The sequence below is a fragment of the Pseudoxanthomonas wuyuanensis genome (genome assembly GCF_900215535.1).
Taxonomy (GTDB): domain Bacteria; phylum Pseudomonadota; class Gammaproteobacteria; order Xanthomonadales; family Xanthomonadaceae; genus Pseudoxanthomonas_A; species Pseudoxanthomonas_A wuyuanensis.
Genome location: NZ_OCND01000003.1, coordinates 195,183 through 213,672, shown reverse-complemented (window position 1 = coordinate 213,672; position 18,490 = coordinate 195,183). Strand labels below are relative to the sequence as shown.

The following is an 18,490-nucleotide window of genomic DNA, read 5'->3' as shown; positions in this document are numbered from 1 at the left end:
CTCCTCGGAGTAAATCGTTATGGGTGTGTTAAAACACCCTGCAAACTTACGTTCCGGTGAAGATTGCTGCTTTGCGTACGGCGCCCGATGACTTTGCCGAGTCTGTCCGCGCGCTCTGCAGGCCGCTGCGGTAGCGGGTCGCGGATACGCCGAAACGGGCGCGGAAGGCGCGCGCAAAACTGCAGCAGTTGTCGAAGCCGGAAGCGGCGGCGACTTCGCCCACCATCATCGAGGTATCGCGCAGCAGCGTCGCGGCATGTTCCAGCCGCATGCGGGCCGCGGCTGCCTGCGGGCTTTCGTCGTACAGGCCGTAGAACGTGCGCGAGAAATACCAGCTGGAAAAACTGGTCAGCTCGGCCAGTTCGCTGATCCGCACCACGCGGTCGCAATTGCCTTCCAGGTACAGCCGGGCGCGCTGCAGGCGGCCGAATACCTGCCGCTTGCGGCTGCGCGAACGGCCGGGGCAGCGCGAGATGCGGTCGGACATCTCGCCCTGCAGACTGGCCAGGTGCAACAGCAACGGACGCAGCGCCGACAGATCGTCGCGCGCATCCGGTTCGGCCAGGCGGCGGCCGGCTTCGCGCCACAGCCGCAACGAGATCAACGTTTCATGGCGACTCATCCGGCCGCGGCCGGCGAACAACCCGCAATCGGCAAAGCGCGACAGCTTGCGCAGCGCTTCGGCGCTCAGGCTCAGGCCGATGCACAAGCCGTGCCGGTCGGCCTGCACCAGCGGACGCGAATCCTTCTCGAAGGCGATCCACTGACCGGGGCGCAAACGGAACTTGCCTTCCTTGGCTTCCACCCAGGCCGCGCCGCGCAACTGCACCCAGATGGTGAACAGATCCGCGGCGACCTGGGCGCTGCCCAGCCGCGATACGCCCACGCACCCGGTGGGATCGTGTTCTTCGCTCGTTTCCAGCTTCAGCAACTGGCCGCGGTCGGCCCAGGACTTTTGCTCCATCGTTCGCTTCACTTTGCCAAATCGAAGCGGACGTTTTGCGCCAACGAAGCCGGCGGCGCAGGAAGTTTGCGGGAAACTTGTACGAAATCTTGCCGAAGCCGGTTACGAAGAAATCCCGAAAGGAAGTTCTTCAATCACAACAGGTACTTGCTCCAATCGCGCTGCTTGGTTTTGGCCGCCTCGGGCAGCGGCATGAAACCGATATCGGCTCCGTCTTCGGCGGCCAGCGCCAGGTAGACCACCCGGTTGCGCCGGTTTGCGCTGAACCCGCTGACGGTGGCCAGTTGCTGGGGTTGCAGACAACGCGGACGCGGATGCGAACGTCCGCCTCCGATGTGCCGCAGACTGGCCGCGCAGGAGGCCAGGTATTCGAGATACTCGATCTGCCCGTCGCCGCTGACGGTCCAGGTGTGGTAGCGGTCGCTGACCGGGTACTGCCGGTCGACGATGCGCACGCTGGCCGGCGACAACGCCAGATCCGCCTGCCACAAGCCGTCTTCGCCCAGCCGTGTAAACAACAGGCGCTGCTGGCTCCAGTCCACCTTCACTGCAGACACGTCCTCCAACGCCGTCAGCGTTCGCCAGCGGTTGCCGTTCTTTTCCAGCAACAGCAGCCGCTGCCCATCGTTGCCGCTGCCGGCGATCACCAGCAGTTGGCGCGGATCCGGCAGGTAGGCCGCCGTCAGCAATTCCTCCGATTTCACCGGCAGCGACAGCGCGGCGATCTGGCCGTTTTCGGGCTGGACTTCGAACAGGCCGAAATGGCCCTGGTGGTCGGTTCCCACCACCAGGGCGCGCCGGCTGTCGCGCGACCACACCGGAAGATGGCGCGATTCCGGGTGCAGGCCCTCGATCAGGCGCAGCGAATCCGGACGGTCCGGGTCGCCCCACCACAAACCGAAATCCCCCGAACGGTCGGAAGCGAACAGCAACTGCGTGCCATCGGGAGACACTGCCGGCAGCACATCGCGGCCAGAAGATGCGAACAGACGCTCGGCCGCCATGCCGCCGCCGCTGTCGTCCGGATCCAGCGGCAGCCGGTAGATGCCGAACCGCGGCTTGCGTTGCACGAATGCCAGTGCGTCGGCCTTGACCGCGATGCTCGGCGTTTGCGCGTCTTCGACGCCGAAGTCCTGCAGCCCGCCGGTGGCGATATCCAGCCGGTACAGCCGGGTATGGCCATCGACGCGCCGCCCCAATACGATGGCCTTGCTGTCCGGCGTCCAGTCCCAGCCGCGGAATTCGGCACGCTGCCGGGTCAGCGGCTCGGCCTTGCCACCCCCGGCCGGTATCCGCCACAGGTCCCCCAGCGGCGCATTGCGGATGAAGGCGATCCACTTGCCGTCCGGCGAAAAGCGCGGCAGGTGATCGACATCGCGACGGGTGGCCCCATACGCCAGGTGCCGCCACCGTCCGGTGGCCAGATCGAGCAACCGCAGCCCGGGCGGGCCCGAGCCAGCGGCCAGGCTGCTGAAGACCAGCGAACCGCTGTCCGGCGACCAGTCGAAGCTTGGACGGCTTTGCGGCTCGCAGCGGGTCAGTTCGCGTTCGGCGCCGCCGCTCAGCGACATGATCATCACCCGGCAGCTTTCTCCAGGGACCACGCGCAGGAAGGCGATTTCGCGACCATTGGGCGCCCATGCCGGAGCACTGTCCCAGGTCCCCCGCGGCGGATCGGTCAACGGCCGGGGCTGGCTTTGATCGGTGGTCTGCACCACGATGCGCGACCCTCCCGTACTCCCGTCGGGCATGACGACGTAAGCGACCTGGGACGCATCGGGCGAGAGCGCAGGAAAAATCTCGAATCCAGGCGACGAGGTGATCAGCTGGTACGCCCGAGCCGGAGCGGTCGTAGCTGCCGCCGGTACCTGCGCGGCGGCGGCGCCCGGGCGCGTGCGCTGCGCCAGCCACAGCGCCGATGCGGCAAGCGCCATCAGCGTCAACGCCGCCAACGCCAGCGCCGCGCCCTTCATCCGGTTGCCCTTTCCGGCAACAGCGGTCGGCGGCAAGTCGATGGCCGGCGCTGTCCCGACCGTGGCCGGCGACGGCGCCGCCGCCGCAACCTGGACGGGCGGCACCGGCGGCTGGACTCCGGCGTCACCGTCCAGCCACTCGACTTCTGCCAGCAGGCGATAGCCGTTCTTTGCGATGGTCTCTATATAGCGCGGATTGTCGCGCTGTTCGCCGAATGCCTTGCGCAGCTGGGTGATGGCCTGGGTGATGACGTCATTGGTCGGCAACGTATCGGGCCAGACCCCGGCCAGCAGCGCGTCGCGGCTGACCACCCTGCCCGCCTGCTCCACCAACGCCAACAGCACGCCCATCGACTTTGGCGTTATCCGAAACGGACGGCGCGCGCCGGGCGCCGTGATCTCGCGCAGCGGAACGTCGACCAGACAATCGCCTATCCGCAGGCGGTCTGCGGATGCAGGGATGTCGGGGGAACGGTCGACTCGCGGATCTTCTAGGCTTGACATGCGTCCGTATGCTGCGCATCCGCTACATCGCCGTCATGTGCCTGAATGCCTACCGGAAATCGAACCGACAGGTTTGGCAAAACGCAATGACGGGTTTGGGAAAGCGTTTTCAGGACGGCGATCTTACAGTGCCCTTTGCGCTCCCCCTGAACGGGAGCCACACAGGCAACCTCTCTCTCTCGCCGACGTCCTATTACATACGTTTCACCATTCGCGCCCTCGGGCGCGAATTTTTTGTCTGCCGGTCACAGATTGGCATCGCCTGGCCGCGCAACGCCCGCATGAACCGGTCGGGCTATCGTTGGCGCGCTGTCACTTGTACCGGGCGTGCTTCAGGGCCTGGTCGCCGCGGCGCCACTGCCGGCGCGGTACGGATAGCGCGCGAAGATGTCCGCGATGGCCGCATCGATCCGCGCTGCCCGCTCCTCCGGCTTGGCCCGCGCCACCCGGCCCACCGCCACGCCTTCCCACACCAGCTTGTTGCCGGCGGCGTCGACCAGATCGACATTCAACGTGCCTTCGGTATAGCGATAGACCTCGGTGCGGTCGCGCCAGTACGGCACGGCGACATAACGCCGCGCGCGATAGCTGTAGTAATAGTCGTAGTCGACTTCCGGCGTGCTGACCACATCCGTCTTCTCCTGCATGTAGGCATTCAGGTTGACCCACAGGTCAGGAGATTTCTCGTCGTAGACGTAACCGCGCGATTCCATCTGCGCGCGGGCAGCGGCCTTGATCCTGGCGCTGGTCAAGGTGGTATAGCCCTGGCTTTCTATCGCCAGCGGCGAATAGAACGCAAAACTGCGATAGCGGGAGAAATCGGCGGAGGGATCGCTATCGCTGCTGATGCGCGGCCCGGTGGCGCAAGCCGCCAGAATCAGCAGCAGCGCCAGCGCCAGCGCTGCGCGTACGAAGGCGGTGACGGTAGGCATGAAGGCTCTCCCTGATGATTTGCCGACAGGGTGCTCCGTAACCCGCCCGCAGACAAGCCCGATACGCCGGCCGCGGCGGAGACGGGCTTGCCTGCCTTCGCTGCGGTTCAGCCAGGCCGGTAGACCTGCGCGCCCTGGGCCAGGAATTCGGCCGATTTCTCCGCCATGCCGGCATCCAGGGCGGCCGTTTCATCCACACCGTGCTCGGCCGCGTAGTCGCGCACGTCCTGGGTGATCTTCATGCTGCAAAAATGCGGGCCGCACATGCTGCAGAAATGCGCCAGCTTGTGCGCGTCCTTGGGCAGGGTCTCGTCGTGGAATTCCTTGGCCTTTTCCGGGTCCAGGCCCAGGTGGAACTGGTCCTCCCAGCGGAACTCGAAACGGGCCTTGCTCAGCGCGTTGTCGCGCACCTGCGCGCCGGGGTGGCCCTTGGCCAGATCCGCCGCATGGGCGGCGATCTTGTAGGCCATGATGCCGTCGCGCACATCCTGGCGGTTGGGCAAGCCCAGATGTTCCTTCGGCGTGACGTAGCAGAGCATCGCGGTACCGAACCAGCCGATCATCGCCGCGCCGATGGCGCTGGTGATGTGGTCGTAACCTGGCGCGATGTCGGTGGTCAGCGGCCCCAGCGTGTAGAACGGCGCTTCGCCGCATTCGCGCAGCTGCTTGTCCATGTTTTCCTTGATCAGCTGCATCGGCACATGGCCGGGGCCTTCGATCATGGTCTGCACGTCGTGCTTCCAGGCAATCTTGGTCAGCTCGCCCAGCGTTTCCAGTTCACCGAACTGCGCCGCGTCATTGGCGTCGGCGATGCAGCCCGGGCGCAGGCCATCGCCCAGGCTGAAGGCCACGTCATAGGCCTTCATGATTTCGCAGATGTCCTCGAAATGGGTGTAGAGGAAATTCTCCTTGTGATGCGCCAGGCACCACTTGGCCAGGATGGAGCCGCCGCGCGAGACGATGCCGGTCACCCGCTTGGCGGTCAGCGGCACGTAGCGCAGCAGCACGCCTGCGTGGATAGTGAAATAGTCCACGCCCTGTTCGGCCTGTTCGATCAGGGTGTCGCGGAAGATCTCCCAGGTCAGCTCCTCGGCGCGGCCGTCGACCTTCTCCAGCGCCTGGTAGATCGGCACCGTGCCGATCGGCACCGGCGAATTGCGGATGATCCACTCGCGGGTTTCATGGATGTGCTTGCCGGTGGACAGGTCCATCACCGTGTCGCCGCCCCAGCGGATCGACCACACCAGCTTCTCCACTTCCTCGGCGATGCCGGAACTCACTGCCGAGTTGCCGATATTGGCGTTGATCTTGGTCAGGAAGTTGCGGCCGATGATCATCGGCTCGCTTTCCGGGTGGTTGATGTTGTTGGGCAGGATGGCGCGGCCGCGGGCGATTTCGTCGCGGACGAATTCCGGCGTGATGATCTTCTGGATGCTGGCGCCGAAGTTTTCGCCGGGGTGCTGCGCCAGCAGCATCGCGTCGCGCACAGCCTCCAGCCGCTGGTTCTCGCGGATGGCGACGAATTCCATTTCCGGGGTGATGATGCCCTTCTTCGCGTAGTGCATCTGGCTGACGTTGGCGCCGGCCTTGGCGCGGCGCGGCAAGGTGCGGCCGGGGAAACGTACGCCGGCCAGCTTGGCGTTGGCCTCGCGTCCGCGGCCGAACTCGGAACTCAGCTGCGACAGCAGCTCGGTGTCGCCGCGTTCCTCGATCCACTTCGCGCGCAGCGCCGGCAGGCCGACCGACAGGTCGATGCGGGCGTCCGGGTCGGTATACGGGCCGGAAGTGTCGTAGACGGTGACCGGCGGATTCTCCTCGCCGCCAAAGATGGTCGGCGTCTGGCTCAGCGCGATCTCGCGCATCGGCACCTGCAGGTCCGGGCGCGAACCTTCGACGAAGATCTTGCGCGAACCGGGAATCGGCCGGGTCACGGATTCGGACAGCTGATCGGTCTGCTGCTGCAGCGGGGAAGGTACGGCGTTCATCGGCGGCATCGTCCTGTTTCTTGGATGGCCCGCACCGGGGTGCGGTCGGCTGCGAGGGGACTCGCATCACGGACGAAGCGGCGGCGCATGAACAGCAACGGATCGGCAAGGCATCTGGCGATCTGGCGCATCCTGCGAAGCTTCCCTACGCCGGTCTGAACCGGATCAGGTTCGAAGGGTCTGTCTCAATCGCCGTCCCACCGGGCTGGCGATACCCCCGCTTCGGGCGGTATTACACCACAAGCGCGGGCCGCCGGCGCCGTCCGGCGGGTCCGCCGCTATCGAGCCGGCCGCAAAATGCAGCTTGTGGGGGAACGGTTTCAGCCGCGACGCCCTTGCCACAGCAGTTCGCGGCTGAAGCCGCCGCCACTGGACGAGCCCCCGGGGCGCGCCTTACCCCAGCGTATAGCCCACCCGGAAACCGCCCCAATGGCGTCCGGCAACGAACACCGGCACCGACAGATCGAACATGATCTGGCCGGTATCGCGGCGGTAGACCTGCAGCCGGTACGGATCGGTGTGCGCGCCCACGCTGCGGCCGACGCGGTCGCTGAACCGCCGCTTGGTGCGGTTGCCGACCAGGTCCGTGGCGGCATCGCCGGTCAACGGCTGGCTGAAACGCAGGTTGTGGGTGGGCACGTAGCCGTCGGGATTGGCGCAGATGGCGAATACGATCCAGTCGTGCAGGGCCAGCAACGGTTCCTGCAGCGGCGGCAGCAGTTCGTCGCAGAGCGCGTCGAAGGGCGTGCTGAACTTGGCCGGCTCGATGCCCGGAATCGGCGTGTACTGGCGCGAGAACAAGGCCTGCTCGTCGATTCGCCCGTCGTCCAACGCCGCCTCCAGCGCTGCGCCGATACCTGCGACCGTCCGCTGCGCCAGTTGATAAACCCGCGCATGCCTGCGGACGCGCATCGGGTCTTCCGGCAACCGGAACAGGCCAACGCAGTCGTGCAGCGTGGTCGCCCCCTGCGCCAGCGCTTCGCCACGCTCGGCGACCTGCGCTGCGTGCTGCAGGTTGCTTCGGCTCAGTCCCACCACGTCCTCGACGGCGCGGTCGATGGCGGCGATTTCATCGCCCTGCGCCGAGACGCGTTCGGCCACCGATTCCATCGCGCCGCTGGCGCGCGCCAGCAGATCGCCGATGCCGCCCAGCACCTGCTCGGTGGTCTGCGCCGACACCGCGCTTTCGCCCAACGCCGCGCTGGTCTGGTCGATGATCAAGCGCACATCGCGCGCAGCCACCGCGGCGCGTTCGGCCAGCCGGCGGATCTCGGTGGCCACCACCGCGAAACCGCGGCCGGCCTCGCCAGCACGGGCCGCCTCGATGCTGGCATTGATGGACAGGATATTGGTCTGGAAGGCGACCGAGTCGATCACTTCGATCACCTCGCTGGCGCGCGCCGAGCGCCGCTCGACTTCGCGCATGGCGTCGCCCAACAGGCGCGCGGCTTCGGCGCCCTGGCGCGAACTGGCGTTGGCGTTGGCGGCCACCGCAATCACCGCCTGCAGTTCCTCGCCTGCGCCACGCAGTCCGGCCATCAACCGTCCGCTGGCTTCGCGCACGGTTTCCAGCGCCGCCACCTGGGCCTGCGACTGCTGCACCAGTTCGCTGTTCTCGCTGACCACATGCGGCACTTCGGCGGCAATCTGGACCGACAGCGCCACCGCCTGGCGGATGGCCTCGGCCAGGTTGCCGAAGCCGGCGGACAACCGGCGCAGCGTCGGCGAGGGCGGCTGCCCGTCCGGCAGCGCCAGTTCCAGCTCGCAGTTGCTCAGCCGCTCGCCGATGCTTTCCAGCAGTCGCCGCTCGGTGGCCGCATCGCGCAACCGCTGCGCCAGCGGCTGCAGCGCCGGCGCTGTGGGCAACGGCGCGCTGTCCTGGCCCAGCATTGCCATATCGCGCAGCAGCGCTGCGGTTTCCGGATGCGGCAATGACAGCATCCAGCCGCTGCCATCGCGTTCGCGCTGGTAGCGCACCCGCCTGGCCGCGTCCTCGCCCGGCGCCACCCATACGCCTTCTTCCCCGCACAGGGCTGCAGCGGGCAGACCCCAGATCCGTTCGCATGCCTCGCCGTGCAAGGCCTGCGCATCGACGCCCAGCATATCCAGCGCAGCCCGGTTGGCGGCATTCACCACGCCGGCCGCATCCAGCCGCAACAAAGCGACCGGTGCATCTGGCAACCTGAATGAGGCCGCGGCGGTTTCGCCCGCCGGGACCGTTGCTGCAGACGACGACATGGCTTCCCCTCCGGGAGCGTCCTACTGTCCTACCGATAGCGGCAGCGCAGCCGCTAATTTGAGCGGTTTCCGCCGAACGGCCCGACGGGCGGACAAAGCCGGCGCGTTGGCGCCATCCGGAGCCATCAACCCTCTTGGGGCCAGCACCGAGGTACCGAGCCCGGACCGGCCCGCTGAATCCGACGCCTGGCCGCCGTCGATATCTGTGCGGTAGCCGTCAGACGCTGTCCAGCAGCGCGCGGTCGCGCACCGCGCCCTTGTCGGCGCTGGTGGCCAGAAGCGCATAGGCCTTCAACGCCGTGCTGACCTTGCGCGCGCGCGGCTGGGCCGGCCGCCAACCCTTCGCGTCCTGTTCGCCGCGGCGAACGGCCAGTTCTTCTTCCCGCACCAGCAGATCGATCCCGCGTTGGGGAATGTCGATGCGGATGCGATCGCCATCGCGGACCAGGCCGATGGCGCCGCCCGCTGCGGCTTCCGGCGAAGCATGGCCGATGGACAGGCCCGACGTGCCGCCGGAAAAGCGGCCATCGGTCAGCAGCGCGCACTGTTTGCCCAGGCCTTTGGATTTCAGATAGCTGGTGGGGTACAGCATCTCCTGCATGCCCGGACCGCCCTTGGGGCCTTCGTAGCGGATCACCACCACATCGCCCGGCTTCACTTCATCGCCCAGGATGCCTTTCACCGCCGCGTCCTGGCTCTCGTAAACGCGCGCGGTGCCCTCGAAGACATGGATGGACTCGTCCACGCCGGCGGTCTTGACCACGCAACCGTCGCGCGCGATGTTGCCGTACAGCACCGCCAGCCCGCCTTCCTGCGAGTACGCGTGGGCCACATCGCGGATACAGCCCTCGGCGCGGTCGGTATCCAGCGACGGCCAACGCGTCGACTGGCTGAAGGCCACCTGGCTGGGAACGCCTGCCGGCCCGGCCCGGTAGAACTCGGCCACGCCATCGTCGGCGTTCTGCGTTACGTCCCACCTGGCAATCGCCTCGCCCAGCGTCTTCGCATGCACGGTGGACACTCCGGTGTGCAGCAGACCGCCGCGCGCCAGTTCGCCCAGGATGGCCATGATGCCGCCGGCGCGGTGCACATCCTCGATATGGTACTTCTGCGTGTTCGGCGCCACCTTGCACAGCTGCGGCACGCGCCGCGACAGGCGGTCGATGTCGCGCATGCCGAACGGTACTTCGCCTTCCTGCGCGGCGGCCAGCAGATGCAGGATGGTGTTGGTGGAACCGCCCATGGCGATGTCCAGCGTCATCGCGTTCTCGAACGCCTGGAAAGTGGCGATGCCGCGCGGCAGCGCGGTCGGATCCTCGGCGCCATACCAGCGGTGGCACAGCTCGACCGCCACGCGGCCGGCGCGCAGGAACAGCTGCTCGCGATCCGCATGCGTGGCCACCACGGTGCCGTTGCCCGGCAGCGACAGTCCCAGCGCTTCGGTCAGGCAGTTCATCGAGTTGGCGGTGAACATGCCCGAACACGAGCCGCAGGTCGGGCAGGCGCTGCGCTCGACGGCCGCGACCTGCTCGTCGGAGGCATTCGGGTCGGCCGCCATCACCATCGCATCGATCAGGTCCAGCTTGTGATCGGCCAACTTGGTTTTACCGGCTTCCATCGGTCCGCCGGATACGAACACGGTGGGAATGTTGAGCCGCAGCGCGGCCATCAGCATGCCCGGGGTGATCTTGTCGCAGTTGGAAATGCACACCAGCGCGTCGGCGCAGTGCGCGTTGACCATGTACTCCACCGCATCGGCGATGACCTCGCGGCTGGGCAGCGAGTACAGCATGCCGTCGTGGCCCATCGCGATGCCGTCGTCCACCGCGATGGTGTCGAATTCCTTGGCCACGCCGCCGACGCGTTCGATTTCGCGCGCAACCAGTTGCCCCAGGTCCTTCAGGTGCACATGCCCCGGGACGAACTGGGTGAACGAGTTGGCGATGGCGATGATCGGCTTGTGGAAATCGCCGTCGGTCATGCCGGTGGCGCGCCACAGCGCGCGGGCACCGGCCATGTTGCGCCCGTGGGTAGAGGTCTTGGATCGGTATTCAGGCATGGTCTGCGGAGAGCTGCGAGGCGGTGCGGGGGCGGCGATTCTGCGGGTTTTTCATAGTTGCATCTGCAACCATCCCCATACAAATATGCCGGCCGTCAGGACATTACAGAAAATCCTTGCCGCTTGCTTGACAAGACGCAAACCGGCGTGTTTCTCTTGCCGCATGTTGCAACGCCACACGCCCCTGCCGGACGCCATGAAGACCGCGATTCCCGCGGCCTCCATTCTCGTCCTCGTCCTTATTACCTTGCCCACAGGTGCGGGACGAACAGGCGCGTAAGCAGAAAACGATGCCAGATTCGCAAAACCCCGCACCGAAAGATGCGGGGTTTTTTGTTGCCGCAGGTTTCTATCCAACCACCTTCATCCATCAACCCGCTCTCCCAAGGAACTCCGCCACATGACCACCGCCGCCAACTCTCTCCCGCAACCCAAGATTGCCATTGTCGGCTACGGCAGCCAGGGCCGCGCGCATGCGCTCAACCTGCGCGAATCCGGCTTCGACGTCACCGTCGGCCTGCGGCCGGGCGGCCCGACCGAGGCCAAGGCGCAGGCCGACGGGTTCGTGGTCAAGACGCCGGCCGAGGCGGTCAAGGATGCCGACCTGGTGGCCGTGCTGACCCCGGACATGGTGCAGAAGAACCTGTACTACGACGTGCTGGCGCCGAACATGAAGCAGGGCGCCTGCCTGCTGTTCGCGCATGGCCTGAACGTGCACTACGGCCTGGTCGCCCCGCGCGAAGACCTGGACGTGGTGCTGGTCGCGCCGAAGGGCCCCGGCGCGCTGGTCCGCCGCGAATACGAAATCGGCCGCGGCGTGCCGTGCATCTACGCCGTCCATCAGGACCGGAGCGGCAACGCCGAGGCGCTGGCGCTGGCCTACGCGGCCGGCCTGGGCGGCGCCCGCGCCAACATCATCAAGACCACCTTCAAGGAAGAGACCGAGACCGATCTGTTCGGCGAACAGGCCGTGCTGTGCGGCGGCGCGTCGTCGCTGGTGCAGGCCGGTTTCGAAACCCTGGTGGAAGCCGGCTACCAGCCGGAAATCGCCTACTACGAAGTGCTGCACGAGCTGAAGCTCATCGTCGACCTGTTCTACGAAGGCGGCATCACCCGCATGCTGGAATTCGTCTCCGAGACCGCGCAGTACGGCGACTACGTCAGCGGCCCGCGCGTGATAGACGCCAGCGTCAAGGCACGCATGAAGGATGTGCTGACCGACATCCAGAACGGCACCTTCACCAAGAACTGGGTCGCCGAGTACGAAGCCGGTCTGCCCAACTACAACAAGTTCAAGCAGGCCGATCTGGATCACCCGATCGAAGCGGTCGGCAAGCAGCTGCGCGCCAAGATGGTGTGGCTGCAGGCCAACGCCTCGCAGCCGGACACCGACGACGCGAGTCCCGACGACCGGGCCGCCGCCGCATGAACGCCGCCGCCGCCACTGCCGCGACTCCGTGCAATGGCGCCCGCTGGCTGACCCGGGCGCTGGAAGCCGAAGGCGTGGAAACGCTGTTCGGCTACCCGGGCGGCACCATCATGCCGTTCTACGACGCGCTGGTGGATTCGAAGCTGCGCCACATCCTGGTGCGGCACGAGCAGGGCGCCGCGCTGGCGGCCAACGGTTACGCGCGCGCCAGCGGCAAGGTCGGCGTGTGCGTGGCCACCTCCGGTCCGGGTGCCTCCAACCTGGTCACCGGCATCGCCGATGCGATGCTGGACTCGGTGCCGATGGTCTGCCTGACCGGCCAGGTCGCGACGCCGCTGATGGGCACCGACGCGTTCCAGGAACTGGACGTGTTCGGCCTGACCCTGCCCATCGTCAAGCACAGTTTCATCGCCCGTCATGTCGACGATCTGCCGCGCATCGTCAACGAAGCCTTCCGCATCGCCCGCGAAGGCCGCCCCGGTCCGGTCCTGATCGATCTGCCCAAGGACGTGCAGATGGCCGATGCCTCGCATCTGCCGGCCCCGGTATCGGCCACCGTCGAGCGTCCTGCCGCGCCGGAAGAAGCGGCGCTGGCCGAAGCGCTGGCGGCGATCGCCGGCGCCGAGAAGCCGGTCATCTATGGCGGCGGCGGCATTGCCCTGGCCGATGCCGTGGACGCGTTCCGCCAGTTCGTCGATGCCACGCAAATCCCCACCGTGCTGACCCTGCGCGGCCTGGGCGCGCTGCCCGGCAACCACCCGCACTACCTGGGCATGCTGGGCATGCACGGCACCCGCGCGGCCAATATGGCGGTGCAGGAGTCGGATCTGCTGATCGTGGTCGGCGCGCGCTTCGACGACCGCGCCACCGGCAAGCTGGCCGAATTCGCGCCGTTCGCGCGGGTCATCCACCTGGATGCCGACGCCTACGAGATCTCCAAGCTGCGCACCGCCGATATCGCCATCCCCGGCGATGTCGCCACCGGCCTGCGTGCGCTGTCGGCAGCGCGCAGCACCTGCGAGGACTGGCGCAAACGCTGCTACCAGCACCGCGAGAAGTTCGGTTTCCGCTACGACGCGCCCGGCACCGACATCTATGCGCCCGGCCTGCTGAAGCGGCTGAGCGAGGTCGCGCCGGCCGACGCCATCATCGCCTGCGATGTCGGCCAGCACCAGATGTGGGTGGCGCAGCACTGCAAGTTCAACCATCCGCGCAACCATCTGACCAGCGGCGCGCTGGGCACGATGGGTTTCGGCCTGCCGGCGGCGATGGGCGCGCAGTTCGCCTGCCCCGACCGCACCGTGGTGCTGGTCAGCGGCGATGGCAGCTTCATGATGAACGTGCAGGAGCTGGCCACCATCGCCCGCTGCAAGCTGCCGGTGAAGATCGTGCTGCTGGACAACAGCGCGCTGGGCATGGTGCGGCAGTGGCAGGAGCTGTTCTTCGCCGAGCGCTACAGCGAAATCGATCTGTCCGACAACCCGGACTTCGCCGCGCTGGCGCAGGTGTTCGGCATTCCGGCGCGCCGCATCGATCAGCGCAACCAGGTCGAAGACGCGCTGGCCGAACTGCTGGCCCAGCCGGGTCCGGCGATGCTGCATGTGGCCATCGACATCAAGGCCAATGTCTGGCCGCTGGTGCCGCCCAACCACGCCAACAGCACGATGCTGGACGCCAATCCGGCCAAACAGACCCAGGAACCCACGACCCATGCGATACCGGCTTGACCTGGTGTTGAAACCGGCCGAAGGCGCGCTGACCCGCGTGATCGGCATGGCCGAACGCCGCGGCTTCACCCCGCAGGCGATCAGCGGCGAACCCGCCGCCGGCGACGGCCGCTGGCGCCTGCAGCTGGTGGTGGACGGCAACCGTCCGCCGGAATCCCTGCGTCTGCAGATGCAGAAGATCTACGACTGCGAGTCGGTGGTGGTGACGGCGCTGGAGACGGTGGAGGCTGCGACATGAAGCAGGCATTGCCGAGCGAAAGCGGGAATGAGGTGCGGCAAATGGCGAGCGGAAACTTCCGTTTTGCTGATGCGCCGCGTGCCCGTCCTATCGCAGCGTCCGCTTCCCGGAGGCGTCTTCTCCAACCGTCACCAGCGCACTTCCATTCCCCGTTCCCGATTCCCCGTTCCCGGCTTCAAAGTGCCTGACAGTCTCGCCACCGCCAGCAACGATCCGGACGTCGGCGACGTCGTCGTCACCGTGGCCGATGTGCTGGCGGCGCAGGCGCGGCTGCGGCGCTATCTGCCCGCCACGCCGCTGCATCACGCCGAGCGTTTCGGCGTGATGCTGAAGCTGGAGAACCTGCAGCGCACCGGTTCGTACAAGGTCCGCGGCGCGCTGAATGCGCTGCTGGCCGCGCGCGAACGCGGCGATCGCCGTCCGGTCATCTGCGCCTCGGCCGGCAACCATGCGCAAGGGCTGGCATGGTCGGCCTACCGGCTGGGCGTGCAGGCGATCACGGTGATGCCGCATGGCGCGCCGGAAACCAAGATTGCCGGCGTCGCCCACTGGGGCGCCACCGTGCGCCAGCACGGCAACAGCTACGACGAGGCCTTCCTGTTCGCCCGCGAACTGGCCGAACAGAACGGCTACCGCTTCCTGTCCGCGTTCGACGATCCCGATGTCATCGCCGGCCAGGGCACGGTCGGCATCGAGATCGCACCGTATGCGCCGGATGTGGTGATCGTTCCGATCGGCGGCGGCGGCCTGGCTTCCGGCGTGGCGCTGGCGCTGAAATCGCAGGGCGTGCGCGTGGTCGGCGCCCAGGTCGAAGGCGTCGATTCGATGGTTCGCGCGCTGAAAGGCGACACCGCGGCCAAGGACCCGGTTGCCTCGCTGGCCGACGGCGTGCGGGTCAAGGTGCCCGGCTTCATCACCCGCCGCCTGTGCGCCAACCTGCTGGACGACATCGTCATCGTCCGCGAAGCCGAACTGCGCGAAACCCTGGTCCGGCTGGCGCTGGAAGAACACGTCATCGCCGAGGGCGCCGGCGCGCTGGCGCTGGCGGCCGGCCGCCGCGTGGCCGGCAAGCGCAAGTGCGCGGTGGTGTCCGGCGGCAACATCGATGCCACCGTGTTGGCGCGCCTGCTGTCCGAAGTGCGCCCGCGGCCGCCGCGCAAGCCGCGCCGGCGCACTGCCGAAGCGGCGGCCGCCGTGCCGGCGGTGTCTCCCGTTTCCACCCTACCCCCCATCACCACCGTCATGCCGGTCAAGGCACGGCGTATCGCAGTCGAAGTAGAAGAGGAATCCACCTGGTGAACACGACTTCCCAATCCGCCCCCAAGCCTGCGTACGTACGCATCTTCGACACCACGCTGCGCGATGGCGAGCAGTCGCCCGGCTGCAGCATGACTCCGCAGCAGAAGCTGGTGATGGCGCGCGCCCTGGCCGAGCTGGGCGTGGACGCCATCGAGACCGGCTTTCCGGCCAGCTCGCAGTCCGACCGCGAGGCCGCCGGGCTGATCGGCCGCGAACTGCGCGACACTTCGCTGTGCGTGCTGTCGCGCTGCCGGCCCGCCGACATCGAGGCTTCGGTGCGTGCGCTGGACGGCACCGTCAGGCCGCGCATCCACCTGTTCCTGTCCACCAGCCCGCTGCACCGCGAGCACAAGCTGCGCATGAGCAAACAGCAGGTGCTGGATGCGGTGGCCGAGAACGTGGCGTTCGCGCGCGGCTTCGTCGGCGATGTCGAATTCTCGGCCGAGGATGCGCTGCGTACCGAGGAGGACTTCCTGGCCGAGGTGATCGCCGCGGCCATCGCCGCCGGCGCCGGCACCATCAACCTGCCCGACACGGTGGGCTATACCACCCCGAACGAAATCCGCGGATTGTTCCAGCGCATGATCGCCAACGTACCCGGTGCCAGGGATGTGGTGTTCAGCACCCACTGCCACAACGACCTGGGCCTGGCGGTGGCCAATTCGCTGGCCGCGATCGAGGGCGGTGCGCGTCAGGTCGAATGCGCCGTCAACGGCATCGGCGAACGCGCCGGCAATTGCGCGCTGGAGGAAGTGGTGATGGCGCTGAAGGTGCGCGGCGCCTACTTCGATGCCGATACCGGCATCGACACCCGCCGCATCGTCGCCACCTCGCAACTGCTGTCGCGGCTGGTCGGCATGCCGGTGCAGCGCAACAAGGCCATCGTCGGCGCCAACGCGTTCGCGCACGAGGCCGGCATCCACCAGCACGGCATGCTGCGCCATCGCGGCACCTACGAAATCATGCGCCCGGAAGACGTCGGCTGGCCGTCCTCGCAGATGGTGCTGGGCCGCCACAGTGGCCGCGCCGCGGTCGAACAGCGCCTGCGCGCGCTGGGCTATCTGCTGGAGGAAAGCGAACTGGACCTGGTGTTCGCCGAGTTCAAGGCCCTGTGCGAGAAGCAGCGCGTGGTCGAGGATGCGGATCTGCAGACGCTGATGCAGGAAGGCGCCGAGACGCTGGGCTACCGGCTGGCATCGATGACGGTCAGCGATGCCGGCCATCGCGCGCGCGCCACCGTGGAGCTGTCGGATCCGGACGGCCAGCGCGTGTTCGAGACCGCCGAAGGCGATGGCCCGGTCGATGCGCTGTTCGGCGCACTGGCGGCCGCCACCGGCGTCGACCTGACGCTGGAGAGCTACCAGGTGCACAGCGTCGGCCTGGGCGCCGATGCGCGCGGCGAAGCCAACCTGAGCGTGCGCTTTGAGGAAAAGGACTACGAAGGCAGCGGCACCAGTCCCGACATCATCGAAGCCAGCGCGCTGGCCTGGCTGGATGTGGCCAACCGCCTGTTGCGGCAGCGGCGTACGGCGCAACAGGAAATGGCGGCAGCATGAACGCACTGGGCACCGCCGCCGCCCCCGGAAACGCTGCGATGACGGCAGCGGACTACGGGTTCTTCCCGATACCTACCATGCCAGGCGCTTCCGGAATCCACGCATGACCACCGCACCACGCACTCTGTTCGACAAACTGTGGGACGCCCACGTCGTTGTCCCCGAAACCGACGCCGCACCCGCGGTGCTGTACATCGACCTGCACCTGATCCACGAGGTCACCTCGCCGCAGGCGTTCACCGAACTGGCCTCGCGCGGCCTGAAGCCGCGCCGCCCGGATCTGACCAAGGCAACGATGGATCACTCCACGCCGACCCTGCCGGCCGGTCCCGATGGCAAGCTGCCCTACTACACCAAGGCATCGGAATCCCAGGTCGACATGCTGGCGCGCAACTGCGCCGCCACCGGCATCGAGCTGTTCGATCTGGCTTCGGATCATCGCGGCATCGTCCATGTCATCGCGCCGGAGCTGGGCTTCACCCAGCCCGGCATGACGATTGTCTGCGGCGACAGCCACACCTCCACCCACGGCGCGTTCGGTGCGCTGGCGTTCGGCATCGGCACCAGCGAAGTCGGCCATGTACTGGCCACCCAATGCCTGCTGCAGCGCAAGGCCAGGACCATGGCGATCACCGTCGACGGCGAACTGGCGCCGGGTGTCGGCGCCAAGGACGTGATCCTGCACATCATCGGCGTGATCGGCGTCAACGGCGGCACCGGCCACGTCATCGAATACCGCGGCTCCACCATCCGCGCGATGGACATGGAACAGCGCATGACCCTGTGCAACATGTCCATCGAGGCCGGCGCCCGCGCCGGCATGGTGGCGCCGGACAACACCACCTACGCCTGGCTGGCGAAGGCGCCGCGTGCGCCGAAGGGCGAGGCGTTCGAAGCCGCCAGGGCGCGCTGGTCGCAGCTGCGCAGCGACGAAGGCGCGCGCTTCGATGTGGAGGTCGAAATCGACGCCCGCGACATCCGCCCCACCCTGACCTGGGGCACCCACCCCGGCACCGCCATCGCCGTGGACCGCCCGATTCCCGCCGCCAACGATGCCGCCGCGCAGAAGTCGCTGGACTACATGGCATTCGAATCCGGACATGCGCTGGAAGGCACTGCGGTGGACGTGGTGTTCGTCGGTTCCTGCACCAACGGCCGGCTCAGCGACATGCGCGCGGTCGCCTCGGTGCTGCGCGACCGCAAGGTCGACCCGCGCGTACGCATGCTGGTGGTGCCGGGTTCGGAACAGGTCAAGCGCGAGGCCGAAGCCGAAGGCATCGACCGCATCGTCCGCGATGCCGGCGCCGAATGGCGCGAGCCCGGCTGCTCGATGTGCATCGCGATGAACGGCGATCTGGTCGCGCCCGGGCAACTGGCGGTCAGTACCAGCAACCGCAATTTCGAAGGCCGCCAGGGTCCCGGTTCGCGCACGCTGCTGGCCTCGCCGCTGACCGCGGCCTGGGCTGCGGTGAACGGCCGCGTCAGCGACCCGCGCGAACTGTTCGCCGCGGCTTGAAAAGCGAGGAACGAGTGAAGAGGAGTGAGAAACGAGTAAAGGCACCTCCTCCTCACTCCTCAGAAGCTAG

Annotated in this window: 12 protein-coding genes and 1 riboswitch; of the genes, 6 read left to right on the top strand and 6 right to left on the bottom strand. The window is 67.3% G+C overall.

Translation table 11 applies throughout. The annotated features are described in order from the left end of the window. Positions 1–46: 46 nt before the first annotated feature. The 6 genes from CRO39_RS08550 to ilvD form a co-directional block, all read right to left on the bottom strand. A complete protein-coding gene (locus CRO39_RS08550; protein WP_097121476.1) occupies positions 47–964 on the bottom strand; it encodes a helix-turn-helix domain-containing protein in 918 nt (305 codons plus the stop codon). 134 nt (positions 965–1,098) lie between these two features. Further along, a complete protein-coding gene (locus CRO39_RS08545) occupies positions 1,099–3,441 on the bottom strand; it encodes a winged helix-turn-helix domain-containing protein (RefSeq protein WP_097121475.1) in 2,343 nt (780 codons plus the stop codon). 332 nt (positions 3,442–3,773) lie between these two features. After that, on the bottom strand, positions 3,774–4,373 hold the full coding sequence (locus CRO39_RS08540) for a DUF4136 domain-containing protein (protein WP_097121474.1): 600 nt from the start codon (positions 4,371–4,373) through the stop codon (positions 3,774–3,776). A gap of 107 nt (positions 4,374–4,480) precedes the next feature. Beyond that, entirely contained in the window at positions 4,481–6,358 is a 1,878-nt protein-coding gene (thiC, locus tag CRO39_RS08535) for a phosphomethylpyrimidine synthase ThiC (protein ID WP_097121473.1), read from the bottom strand. A gap of 124 nt (positions 6,359–6,482) precedes the next feature. After that, positions 6,483–6,587: riboswitch (TPP riboswitch) on the bottom strand. 164 nt (positions 6,588–6,751) lie between these two features. Continuing rightward, the gene (locus CRO39_RS08530) at positions 6,752–8,596 is read right to left on the bottom strand and encodes a methyl-accepting chemotaxis protein (protein WP_097121472.1); all 1,845 of its coding nucleotides are present in this window, start codon (positions 8,594–8,596) and stop codon (positions 6,752–6,754) included. A gap of 217 nt (positions 8,597–8,813) precedes the next feature. Continuing rightward, positions 8,814–10,655, bottom strand: coding sequence for a dihydroxy-acid dehydratase (ilvD, locus tag CRO39_RS08525; protein ID WP_097121471.1), 1,842 nt, complete (start codon positions 10,653–10,655; stop codon positions 8,814–8,816). A gap of 400 nt (positions 10,656–11,055) precedes the next feature. Here ilvD and ilvC point away from each other — a divergent pair, with 400 nt between their 5' ends. From ilvC to leuC, 6 genes are all read left to right on the top strand, one after another. Beyond that, the gene (gene ilvC / locus CRO39_RS08520) at positions 11,056–12,084 is read left to right on the top strand and encodes a ketol-acid reductoisomerase (RefSeq protein ID WP_097121470.1); all 1,029 of its coding nucleotides are present in this window, start codon (positions 11,056–11,058) and stop codon (positions 12,082–12,084) included. Further along, entirely contained in the window at positions 12,081–13,811 is a 1,731-nt protein-coding gene (gene ilvG, locus CRO39_RS08515) for an acetolactate synthase 2 catalytic subunit (RefSeq protein WP_097121469.1), read from the top strand. Before ilvC ends, ilvG begins: the two co-directional genes overlap by 4 nt. Next, a complete protein-coding gene (locus CRO39_RS08510; protein ID WP_097121468.1) occupies positions 13,795–14,049 on the top strand; it encodes an ACT domain-containing protein in 255 nt (84 codons plus the stop codon). Before ilvG ends, CRO39_RS08510 begins: the two co-directional genes overlap by 17 nt. 180 nt (positions 14,050–14,229) lie before the next feature. Then, positions 14,230–15,348 (top strand): threonine dehydratase, encoded by a 1,119-nt coding sequence (locus tag CRO39_RS08505; RefSeq protein WP_097121467.1) that lies wholly within the window; start codon positions 14,230–14,232, stop codon positions 15,346–15,348. Beyond that, positions 15,345–16,904: a 2-isopropylmalate synthase gene (locus CRO39_RS08500; protein WP_097121466.1), complete on the top strand. Its 1,560-nt coding sequence runs from the start codon at positions 15,345–15,347 to the stop codon at positions 16,902–16,904. The genes CRO39_RS08505 and CRO39_RS08500 overlap by 4 nt, the downstream gene beginning before the upstream one ends. Before the next feature lie 103 nt (positions 16,905–17,007). After that, positions 17,008–18,420 (top strand): 3-isopropylmalate dehydratase large subunit, encoded by a 1,413-nt coding sequence (leuC, locus tag CRO39_RS08495; protein ID WP_097121465.1) that lies wholly within the window; start codon positions 17,008–17,010, stop codon positions 18,418–18,420. Positions 18,421–18,490 lie beyond the last annotated feature (70 nt).